Here is a 9,868-nt window from a genome sequence, read left to right on the forward strand (position 1 = left end):
CCGCGAGCCGCCGCGTCAGATAGCCGGTCAGCCGCGCCGCCGCCGCGGGCGGAAGCGGCTCGCCTCCGTGGGCGATCAGCGCCTCGTGAGACAGCCCGGTGGAATGGCAGAGGAGCACCCGCGCATCGAGCGCAGGCGTGCCGATACCCCCGTCCCGCAATGCCCGCGCGCCGCGACATGGGCCGCATCGAGGGTCCGAGCGAGAGCGAGGGTCGTGGTCACGACACGTGCTCTTCCATGGCGGCAAGCTGGTTCGCCTGGTCCTCGGTGATCAGCGCGTCGATGATCTCGTCGAGCGCCGGCTCGCCCGCCAGCACCATGTGCAATTGGTGCGTGGTCAGCCCGATCCGGTGATCCGTCACCCGGCCTTGCGGGAAATTATAGGTACGGATGCGCTGCGAGCGGTCGCCGGAGCCGATCTGGCTGCGCCGGTCTTGGGCCCGCTCCTCATCGAGCTTGGCCCGCTCCAGGTCGTAAAGGCGCGAGCGCAGCACCTTCATGGCCTTGGCCCGGTTCTTATGCTGGGACTTCTCGTCCTGCTGGATCACGACAAGCCCTGACGGCAAATGGGTGATGCGCACCGCGCTGTCGGTCGTGTTCACCGACTGCCGCCGGCCGCTCGCCCGGAACACGTCGATGCGCAGATCCTTCTCGTCGATCTGCACGTCCACCTCTTCGGCTTCGGGCAGCACCGCCACCGTCGCCGCCGAGGTGTGGATGCGCCCTTGCGCCTCCGTCTCCGGCACGCGCTGCACCCGATGCACACCGGACTCGTATTTCATCCGCGCGAACACGCCCTTGCCGGTGATATTGGCGATAATTTCCTTATACCCGCCGGTGGCGGATTCGCTCGCCGACATGACATTGACCTTCCAGCCATGCCGGTCGGCGAAACGCTGATACATGCGGAAAAGATCGCCGGCGAACAGCGCCGCCTCGTCCCCGCCCGTGCCGGCGCGCAATTCGAGAATGGCGCTTTTCTCGTCGGCGTCGTCCTTGGGCAGAAGCTGCACCTTCAACTGACGCTCAAATGCCTCGATCTTCTCATCGAGCTCGCCGAGTTCTTCCCACGCGAGATCCTTCATCGCCTGGTCGGAGCCGCGATCGTCGATGATCTCTTGCAGCCCGTCCCGCTCACGCTGCGCCTCGCGCAAGGCGTTGATCGTCGCCACAATGGGATCGAGCTCGGCGAACTCCCGGGAGAGTTGCACATAGCTTTCCTGGTCGGCGCGGGTGGCGAGCTCGCTTTGCACGGCCTGCCAACGGGCGACGAGCTTGTCGAGCTTCTCGGCGGGAATGGTCGTCATGTGATGAGGCGGGAAAGCCTAGAAATTGTTGGGAAGCCGGTCAGCCTTGCGGCTGCGCGGATCGTCCGGATCGAGAACCGGGTCCGAAGTGTTGAAGCCGGAGGACGACCCCGTATCGGACGAGGAGTCGCCAAGCGCCATCCATAGGCCAACCAGGACCACGGCCGCAACAAGCGCGCCGATGCCCCATTTGAGAAGCGCCGGTTTCTTCTGTTTCGGCTCGGCCTCGGTCTCCGGCTCGCCCAGGAACATGGCGTCTTCGTGGGCCGGCGCTTCCGCCTGCGCGGGCGCGTAGCCGCCGGGCTCGGGCGCATAACCTTGAGACGGCGGCTGATACCCCTGCGGCTCGGGCGGATAGGGCCGGGGCTGGGCTTGAGGCGCTTGCGGTCCATTGGGCCACGCGGGCGCTTGCGGCGCCTGAGGCGGAGCAGCACCGGGCGCGCTTTGCGGAAACTGCGATGCGCCTCCCGGCCACGCTTGCGGCTGCGGGGCTTGTGGCTGCGGAGCTTGGGGCCGGGGTGCTTGCGGCTGGGGGGCTTGCGGACGTGGTGCCTGAGGCTGCGGCGCCTGAGGCTGCGGCGACCGCGGCTGCGTGGCGTTCTGTTGGGGCGTGCCTTGACCGTTCGGCCAAACCGGCGGCTGCGGCATGGCCGGCGGTTGGGGGGCCTGCCCCGCGTTGCCGCCATACCCGGCCGCGCCGGATTGCGGCGCCATGACGGGAACATCCGGCATGGGTTTTGGCCTCAGTTCGACGATACCGGCTTCAAGCTGCGCGTAGATGCGCCGGAGCAGCGGGCGCGTGTCGAGATTGAGCAGCGTGCCATAGGCGTTGACCACGCGGCAGGTCTCCGGCCACGGCGGCAGCGCATAAATCGCGCCCTGTTCGAGCGCTTGGACCACCTCGATCGGTGTCGCAATCCGCTGGGCGAGGTCCGTTTCGGTGAGGTTGCTGGCAACCCTGAGGTCCCGAAAGAGCTCGGCCACTTCCGCATCATAGCCGGCAGGCATTTCCTAATCCTGTGAATATGAAGACATCGCCAGCCGGTATCCGGCAGCGGGTCCTTTGGTCCTCGCAAGCGGCCCAGCGCCCCACGCTCGGCCGATCCCATCTCCCGAAATCCCCTGCTAACACAAGCCCAATGACGATGAGTTTGCAAGTCTTGGCGAGATTACCATATCGGCGCAGGGGGTGCAGACCTTCTCGCCCGCGTGCCCTAAATCTGCACGCCGGTTTCGGCGGCAAAGCGCTTCAAATCTTCGCGAAGGGAGGTTTTCCGCTCTTCGAGCAGCGTATCCAGCCTGCGGCGCAGATTTTCCGCATCCAGCGACAAAACCATGGCCTTGACCGGCCCGACCGAAGCCGGCGCCATGGAAATGGAGCGGAACCCAAGCCCCACCAGCGCCATGGCCTCAAGGGGCCTGCCCGCCATTTCGCCGCACAAAGTCAGCGGCGTGCCGTGCCGGTCCGCCGCGAGCACGATTTGCCGAAACGCCCGCAGCGCCGCGGGGCTCAGGGCGTCGAACCGACCGGACACGCGGTCATTGCCCCGATCCGCGGCGAACAGGAACTGCACCAGATCGTTCGAGCCGACCGAGACGAAATCCGCCAAAGGAAGCAGGCTGTCGAGCTGCCATAGCAGCGCCGGCACCTCGATCATGGCCCCGACCATCAGCTTGGTCGGCTCCGTGCGGCCATGCTTTTTGAGGATGGTGAGCTCGCGGTCGATCAATCCGCGCGCGGTCTCGAACTCGGACACGTCGGAAATCATCGGCAGCATGACGCGCAGCTCGCGCCCTTGGGCGGCGCGCAAGAGCGCCCGGATCTGCGTGCGGAACAGAGCCGGCCGGTCGAGCGCCATGCGGATCGCCCGCCAGCCGAGCGCCGGGTTCTCCTCCGCGCCCGCGCGGAAATAGGGAATGACCTTGTCGCCGCCGACGTCGAGCGAGCGGAACACCACCGGCCGCTTGCCCGCCGAATCCAGGATCGACTTGTAAAGCCGCGTCTGCTGATCGAGCCGCGGGAAGGTCGAGGAGATCATGAACTGAAGCTCGGTGCGGAACAGCCCGATACCGTCGGCGCCGGACTGATCGAGATGCGGCAAGTCGAAGAGAAGGCCGGCATTGATGTGAAGCCCGACCCGCTGATCGTCCAGCGTCATGGCAGGCACGTTGCGCAAGGCCGCGTATTGCGCCTGCTTCCGCGCCTGGAAACGCACCTTGTCCGAATAGGCGGAGATCACCTCTTGCGTGGGCCGGAGATGCAGTTCGCCCCCTTGCGCATCGACGATCGCCGCATCGCCTTGCTCCACGGCTTCCAGCACGCCCTTGCACTGAGTGATGGCGGCGATGCCGAGCGCGCGGCGCACGATGGCGACGTGGCTGTTGACGCCGCCTTCCTCGAGTACGAGGCCGCGCAAGCGCTGCCGGTCGTAATCCAGCAATTCGGCCGGTCCCATGGTGCGCGCGATGACGATGGCGTCCCTCGGGCAGCTCCCCGTCGCCGCGGTCTCCGTGCCGCCGGACAGAAAACGCAGCAGCCGGTTCGAAAGATCGTCGATGTCGTGAAGACGGTCGCGGAACCGCGGGTCGGGCATACGCAGCATGCGTGCGCGCGTGTCGTTGCGCACACGTTGCACCGCGGCCTCCGCCGTGAGGCCGGTCGCCAGGGCCTCGTCGAGACGGCGCCGCCAGCCGTGGTCATGCGCGAACATCCGGAAGGCTTCGAGCACCTCGTGGTGCTCGCCGGCGCGGGCAAGGTCACCGCGCTCCATCATGTCGTCGATCTGCCCGGTCAGTTCCTCGATGGCCTGTTGCAGCCGCCGCCGCTCGAGATCCACGTCTTCGGCGATCAGCCGCGTCACCACGATGCGCGGCTCATGCAACACGACATGGCCCAGCGCGACGCTTTCGGAGATCGGCTGGCCCATGAAGCGCGCATTGGAATCGCGGCGCGTCTCGGCGGTGACCTCGTCGGACACGATGCCGCCCGCAGCCAGCGTCTCGGCGATGACCATCGCCGTGGTCTGAAGCGCCTCCACCTCCTCGTCGCCATATTGGCGCATGGTGCGGTTCTGCACGGTCAGCACGCCGATCGTGTGACCGCCGCGCAGGATCGGCACGCCGACAAAGGAGTGATAGGCCTCTTCCCCCGTCTCCGGCCGATAGGAGAAGGCCGGATGGTGCTGGGCATCGGCGAACTGCTTCGGCTCGGCCTGCTCGGCGACGAGGCCCACCAGACCCTCGCCGGGCTTCAGATGCGTGTTGTGAACCGCGCCCGGGTTCAGGCCCTCGGTGGCGACCAGTTCCAGCGACCCGTCGCGGCGCCGCAGATAGAGCGAACACACCTCGGCCACGATATTGGAGGCGATCAGCATCACCACCTTGTCGAGGCGCGCCTGCGCGCTCTCATGCTCCGCCATCACCTCCCGAGGCGGCGGAGCATCTGTCTTGGAGCACCAACTGACGCAGGCATGGCAATAAGTTCCCGGCCTCCGCTTCCGCGGCCCGACCGAGCCTTCTAGAGATCGAAGCCCAGCTTAGCCCCTTTTTGGCCCCTAGCGGCCGTCCAGCCCAAATAGGGAATGCAAAGTTCGCACCGCAAGCTCGGCATAAGCCGCATCGATCAACACGCTGATTTTGATCTCGGAGGTCGAGATCGCCTCGATATTGATGCCCTTTTCGGCAAGCGCGCTGAACATTTGCGCGGCGACGCCCGCATGGCTTCGCATTCCGACGCCGATGGCGGAAACCTTGGCGATATCGGTCGAGCCGCGCAGGTCCAGATAGCCGATGGCGTCCTTCGCCTTCCTTAAGACTTCGAGCGCCCGGTCGAGATCGGCGCTTTGCACCGTGAAGGTGAGATCGGTGGAGCGTCCGTCCTCGGAGACGTTCTGCACGATCATGTCGACATTAATATGCGCATCGGCCCAAGGGCCGAAGACCTGCGCCGCAACGCCCGGCTTGTCGGCCACCTTGAGCAGGGTCACCTTGGCCTCGTCCCGCGCATAAGCAATTCCACTGACGACGTTCTGCTCCACGATCTCATCCTCATGGCAAACAAGTGTCCCGATCCCCTCGCCCGTCTCGGCATTGCCGTTACCGGGGAGGTCCGGCGCCTCGAAGCTGGAGCGCACCAGCACGCGCACGCCTTTTTGCATGGCGAGCTCCACGGAGCGCGTTTGCAGCACCTTCGCTCCTTGCGAGGCCATTTCTAGCATCTCCTCGTAGGAGATGCGGTCCAGCCGGTGCGCTTTCGGCACCACGCGGGGGTCGGTGGTGTAGACCCCGTCCACGTCCGTATAGATATCGCAGCGATCAGCCTGGAGGGCAGCCGCCAAAGCCACCGCGCTCGTGTCCGAGCCGCCCCGGCCCAGGGTCGCGATCCGGTTTCCAGGCGCGATCCCCTGAAAGCCGGCGACCACCGCCACCTCGCCGGCGAGCATGCGGTCCTTGATCTCGATCACGTCGATGCCGGTGATGCGTGCCGCCCGGTGCGCCGCGTCGGTCCGGACCGGAATCTGCCAGCCCTGCCAGGACCGGGCGTTGACGCCCATGGCCTGGAGCACCAGCGCCAAAAGGCCGGAGGTGACCTGCTCTCCGGAAGAGACCACGGCATCGTATTCGCGCGTGTCGTAGAGGGCGGAAGCCTCCGCGCCGTTCTGGCTGCGCGCTTTGTAGCCCCAGGCTTCTTCGACCCAAGAGACGAGCTGATTGGTCTGCCCGGCCATGGCCGAGACCACCACGGCGCAGGCATGCCCGGCGTCCGCCTCGCGCTTAACATGCGCGGCGACGTTGCGGATGCGCTCGAGGTCGGCCACCGACGTGCCGCCGAATTTCAACACCAGCAAGGACATGGCTGCTCACAACAAGAGGGCCGGCCCTTCTTCTGGACCGGCCGGCAAATTCGGCTCTTTCTACTGATAAGGGCTCACCGCCGCAACATGTGTCCCTCCCTCTAAAGAGGGAGCGGGGAACGCGTCTTGACAGGCACCCAAGCGACGCGGCCAATGCCCCGATGACCGCGGCCCCCACCAATTCCGCCACGCTCGATCGCGACGAGGTCGCCCGCTTCGCCAAGCTCGCCGACGAATGGTGGGACGAGAAGGGCCCGTTCCGGCCGCTCCACAAGATCACCCCGACCCGCCTCACCTATCTCCGCGACCGGCTCTGCGCCCATTTCGGGAGGGATCCCAAGGCGCCGCCGAGCCTCACGGGCTTAAGCGTGCTCGATATCGGCTGCGGTGGTGGGCTTGTCGCCGAGCCCTTGACCCGTCTCGGCGCCGAGGTCACCGGCATCGATCCGGCCGAAGAGACGATCGAAGCGGCGAAGGCCCATGCCGGCGGCGCCGGCCTCCAGATCGCCTATGAAGCGACGACCGCGGAGGCCTTGGCGGAAGCAGGTCGTCAATTCGACGCGGTGCTGCTGCTGGAAGTGGTCGAGCATGTGCCGGACGTCCCGGCCTTCTTGAAGCGGATCGCCCCCCTGGTCGCGCCCGGTGGCCTCGTGATCCTCTCTACCCTGAACCGCACCTTCAAAGCCTATGCGCTGGCCATCGTCGGCGCCGAATACATCTTGCGCTGGGTCCCCGCGGGCACCATCCAATGGGAGCGTTTCGTCAGGCCCGACGAATTGAAGGCTGCCTTGAGCGGCGCCGGTCTCAGCCTTTCCGATACGACCGGCATGGTCTACGACCCGCTCGGCGACCACTGGAGCCTCTCGCGCGACACCGACGTGAACTATTTCGTCACGGCGACGAAGAAGGCCGGCTAGTCCCCCGCTAGTTGCGGAAGAACCAGCGCTTGCGGCGCGGCTGCTGCTGATATTGCTGCGGCGGCGCCTGATAATAGGGCTGGAACAGTCGGCGGCGCTGGCGCTGAACCGGCGGCTGCTCTTCGTAATAGCCGTAGCGGTCGTAATAGGGGTCCCGGCGCCGGTTGTCGCGCTGAGGCTGTGTGATCTTGTACTCGCCGCCGGGCGTTTCGCCCGTGAGCACCACCTGGGTGTTCTCCAGCCCGGTCTCCTTGACCAGATTGAAGAAGGTCTCGGCGTTCTTAGGAGACAGCCGCACGCAGCCATGCGACGCGGGCTTACCGAGCTTCTTCGTCTCATTGGTGGCATGAATCGCATGCCCCTTCTTGGTGAAGAACACGGCATGCGGCATGGGCGCGTTGTCCCACTGCCTCGAGTACCAGATCTTGTTCATCGAGCTGGTGGTGAACTCGCCCGACGGGGTCGAATAGCCGCCAATGCCGGTGGACACCGGCCAAGTGTAGGTCTCGACGCCGTCGACGAAGACGGTCATCTCCTGCCGGCTCTTGTCGATATTCGCCACGACGATGGGGGCGGACGGCGCGGCATCCTCATCCGCGTCGTCGCTCTCGACCGTCTCGATGTCGGGCTCGCCGTCCGGATACACCGGCTCCGGCTGTGACGAGAGCGCGTCCTCCTGCTCCTGGGGACCGGCAAGGGCCGAAGGCTCGCTGAGATCGAGGTCCGGGGTCGTTGCGGCACCGGCGGAGGGCTCGGCGCTTGCGGGGCTCGCAAACAGGACTGCCACGAGAGCGGCAGCCGCGAGAAAGGTCAGATTTCGGGGTCGCATGAGAGAGAGGCGCATCGTTCGTTCCCTGGTTTACGCAAACCACCGCCCGGCAGCCTCAGAATACAGGGCCAACAAGGCTTTACCAGGGTGCCTCGCGAGAAGTTGCGTCTTTTTTGTACCCGAGGCCCCCAAACAAGACGTTACCGCCGAAAGCAACCGGACTATGGCAACGCCTTTCCGTTAATTGTGTTCCTCGGGCAGCTTGGGCAAGGGCAGAGCCGGAATTCCCTCTTCGTGCAAGGCCTTAGCCTCTTCCGCGCTGGCCTCGCCGTAAATATTGCGCTCTTCTTTTTCGCCGTAGTGGATCTTGCGGGCCTCTTCCGGAAAATTTTTCCCGACATCGTCGGCGTTGGCCTCCAGATGCGCGCGCAGGCCCTTCAAGAAGGCGTAGGTCTGTTTCCCGGCCGCCAGGGCAACTGATTCGTTTTCCGGCGCAGGCGCCTGACCTCGCCCGCGAAGCACCGCCGGCGCCATGGGAGCTTTCCGCACCTCCACGCTGCCGCAGTCGGGACAGACGATCACGCCTGCTTCCGTCTGCTCGTCATAGGAGTCGCCCGACGAGAACCAGGCGTCGAAGACGTGTCCATCTTCGCAGGTGAGCGCGAACCGGATCACGACGCCTCCTTCCGCGCAGCGCCTTGCGCGCGCCCGCGAGCTCGATCTCGAAGGGACGTCCATGCTTGAGCGCAGGGATCCGCGCCCGGGCCTCCCCGGAGAGTGCAAGATCGATGTCGGCGAAGACGACGCCGGGGTCTTCGCCAGCCTCGGCCAAGATCTCCCCCCATGGCGACACGATCATGGAGTGCCCGAACGTCTCCCGGCCGTTCTCGTGCAAGCCCCCTTGCGTGGCGGCGAAGACAAAGGCGCCGGTCTCGATGGCGCGCGCCCGCACCAGCACATGCCAATGCGCCTGCCCCGTCTGCTTGGTAAAGGCGGCCGGGATGGCGATCAGGTTGGCGCCCGCCGTGGCAAGCGCGCGGTAGAGCGCCGGGAAGCGCAGATCATAGCAGATCGTCATGCCGAGCCGGCCCCAGGGCAGGTCCGCCAGGACCGCCTTTGCGCCAGGTCCGTAATATTGGGACTCGCGATAGGACTCCCCGTTCGCCAAATCCACGTCGAACATATGCAGCTTGTCGTAACGCGCGGCGATCTCCCCGTGGGGATCCAGCAAATAGGAGCGATTGGCGACCCGCGCGGCGTCGATCTTGATGCCGAGAGAGCCAACATGAAGCCAAATGCCGAGCTCGCCCGCGAGCGCCCGCAAACGGGCGAGCGGCACGCTTTCGTCCTCCGGCTGGACTTGCTTCAACACAAGCTCGGGTTCGAGCTCCATGAGCGCGGTATTCTCCGGCGTCTGCACATACTGCGCGCCGCCGCGTGCCGCCTGGCGGATCAACGCCTCGGCCTGATCGAGATTGGGCTGGATGGCGCGGCCTGCCCGGAGCTGGACCAGGGCCGCACGAAACGGCGTGCCGGAGGATGCGCTCATTGCTCTGAAGGATCCCCGAGGGTGTCGGCAGGCAACGCGGCAGGGCCGTTGGCGAGCCACGCCTCGAGTTGGTTGTCGCGATCGAGCGCGGCGAGCTCGTTGTAACCGCCGACATGCCGGTCATGAATGAAGATTTGCGGCACGGTGCGCATGCCGCCGGCACGCTGCGTCATCTCCACCCGCTTGGCAGAATTGAAGCCCACATCAATCTCCTCGAAGACGAGGCCCTTCTTGGCCAGAAGGCGCTTCGCCGCGGAACAGAAGCCGCAGAATTTCGTCGTGTAAAGTACGATCATAAACGCTAACTGGGACTTTATCGGCACCGGCGCAAGGCTCCGCGAAAGCCGCGCCTAAAGCACGAAGCGGCCGGCTCCACGGCGCGCGCCAGCGCCAAGACATCGACCCGGGCCGCACCGGCCCGCTTGAGCACGCGCGCGCACGCTTCCGCCGTGGCGCCCGTGGTGATGACGTCG

At 65.9% G+C, this 9,868-nt stretch carries 9 protein-coding genes and 1 pseudogene; 1 reads left to right on the top strand and 9 read right to left on the bottom strand.

What is annotated here, in order from left to right:
* From AUC71_RS22905 to AUC71_RS16425, 5 genes and pseudogenes are all read right to left on the bottom strand, one after another.
* Window positions 1–247: pseudogene (locus AUC71_RS22905) on the bottom strand (hypothetical protein); the annotation flags it as partial.
* The gene (prfA, locus tag AUC71_RS16410; RefSeq protein WP_069625123.1) at window positions 219–1,307 is read right to left on the bottom strand and encodes a peptide chain release factor 1; all 1,089 of its coding nucleotides are present in this window, start codon (window positions 1,305–1,307) and stop codon (window positions 219–221) included. The pseudogene AUC71_RS22905 and the gene prfA, both read right to left, overlap by 29 nt.
* An 18-nt stretch (window positions 1,308–1,325) precedes the next feature.
* Complete coding sequence (locus tag AUC71_RS16415; RefSeq protein WP_069625124.1) at window positions 1,326–2,315, bottom strand: helix-turn-helix domain-containing protein; 990 nt, start codon at window positions 2,313–2,315, stop codon at window positions 1,326–1,328.
* Window positions 2,316–2,521: 206 nt separating this feature from the next.
* Window positions 2,522–4,726, bottom strand: a complete 2,205-nt coding sequence (gene ptsP / locus AUC71_RS16420; RefSeq protein ID WP_083238547.1) for a phosphoenolpyruvate--protein phosphotransferase — start codon at window positions 4,724–4,726, stop codon at window positions 2,522–2,524.
* A 135-nt stretch (window positions 4,727–4,861) separates the two neighbouring features.
* The gene (locus AUC71_RS16425) at window positions 4,862–6,160 is read right to left on the bottom strand and encodes an aspartate kinase (protein ID WP_069625125.1); all 1,299 of its coding nucleotides are present in this window, start codon (window positions 6,158–6,160) and stop codon (window positions 4,862–4,864) included.
* A gap of 161 nt (window positions 6,161–6,321) precedes the next feature.
* Here AUC71_RS16425 and ubiG point away from each other — a divergent pair, with 161 nt between their 5' ends.
* On the top strand, window positions 6,322–7,077 hold the full coding sequence (gene ubiG, locus AUC71_RS16430; RefSeq protein WP_069625126.1) for a bifunctional 2-polyprenyl-6-hydroxyphenol methylase/3-demethylubiquinol 3-O-methyltransferase UbiG: 756 nt from the start codon (window positions 6,322–6,324) through the stop codon (window positions 7,075–7,077).
* Window positions 7,078–7,084: 7 nt separating this feature from the next.
* Here ubiG and AUC71_RS16435 read toward each other — a convergent pair whose 3' ends face one another.
* The 4 genes from AUC71_RS16435 to grxC all read right to left on the bottom strand — a co-directional run bounded on the left by AUC71_RS16435 (window position 7,085) and on the right by grxC (window position 9,691).
* Window positions 7,085–7,921 (bottom strand): L,D-transpeptidase, encoded by an 837-nt coding sequence (locus tag AUC71_RS16435; RefSeq protein WP_069625127.1) that lies wholly within the window; start codon window positions 7,919–7,921, stop codon window positions 7,085–7,087.
* 165 nt (window positions 7,922–8,086) lie between these two features.
* Window positions 8,087–8,521, bottom strand: coding sequence for a DUF1178 family protein (locus AUC71_RS16440; protein ID WP_069625128.1), 435 nt, complete (start codon window positions 8,519–8,521; stop codon window positions 8,087–8,089).
* Window positions 8,448–9,395 (bottom strand): carbon-nitrogen hydrolase family protein, encoded by a 948-nt coding sequence (locus AUC71_RS16445; protein ID WP_069625129.1) that lies wholly within the window; start codon window positions 9,393–9,395, stop codon window positions 8,448–8,450. The genes AUC71_RS16440 and AUC71_RS16445 overlap by 74 nt, the downstream gene beginning before the upstream one ends.
* Window positions 9,392–9,691: a glutaredoxin 3 gene (gene grxC / locus AUC71_RS16450; RefSeq protein WP_069625130.1), complete on the bottom strand. Its 300-nt coding sequence runs from the start codon at window positions 9,689–9,691 to the stop codon at window positions 9,392–9,394. Before grxC ends, AUC71_RS16445 begins: the two co-directional genes overlap by 4 nt.
* Between the last annotated feature and the right edge of the window lie 177 nt (window positions 9,692–9,868).

The organism is Methyloceanibacter marginalis (assembly GCF_001723295.1).
GTDB classification, from domain to species: domain Bacteria; phylum Pseudomonadota; class Alphaproteobacteria; order Rhizobiales; family Methyloligellaceae; genus Methyloceanibacter; species Methyloceanibacter marginalis.

Bases quoted from the DNA above. Each gene is read 5' to 3' on its own strand.
- prfA (WP_069625123.1), bottom strand. From the start codon at position 1,307: ATGACGACCATTCCCGCCGAGAAGCTCGACAAGCTCGTCGCCCGTTGG.
- AUC71_RS16415 (WP_069625124.1), bottom strand. From the start codon at position 2,315: ATGCCTGCCGGCTATGATGCGGAAGTGGCCGAGCTCTTTCGGGACCTC.
- ptsP (WP_083238547.1), bottom strand. From the start codon at position 4,726: ATGGCGGAGCATGAGAGCGCGCAGGCGCGCCTCGACAAGGTGGTGATG.
- AUC71_RS16425 (WP_069625125.1), bottom strand. From the start codon at position 6,160: ATGTCCTTGCTGGTGTTGAAATTCGGCGGCACGTCGGTGGCCGACCTC.
- ubiG (WP_069625126.1), top strand. From the start codon at position 6,322: ATGACCGCGGCCCCCACCAATTCCGCCACGCTCGATCGCGACGAGGTC.
- AUC71_RS16435 (WP_069625127.1), bottom strand. From the start codon at position 7,921: ATGCGCCTCTCTCTCATGCGACCCCGAAATCTGACCTTTCTCGCGGCT.
- AUC71_RS16445 (WP_069625129.1), bottom strand. From the start codon at position 9,395: ATGAGCGCATCCTCCGGCACGCCGTTTCGTGCGGCCCTGGTCCAGCTC.
- grxC (WP_069625130.1), bottom strand. From the start codon at position 9,691: ATGATCGTACTTTACACGACGAAATTCTGCGGCTTCTGTTCCGCGGCG.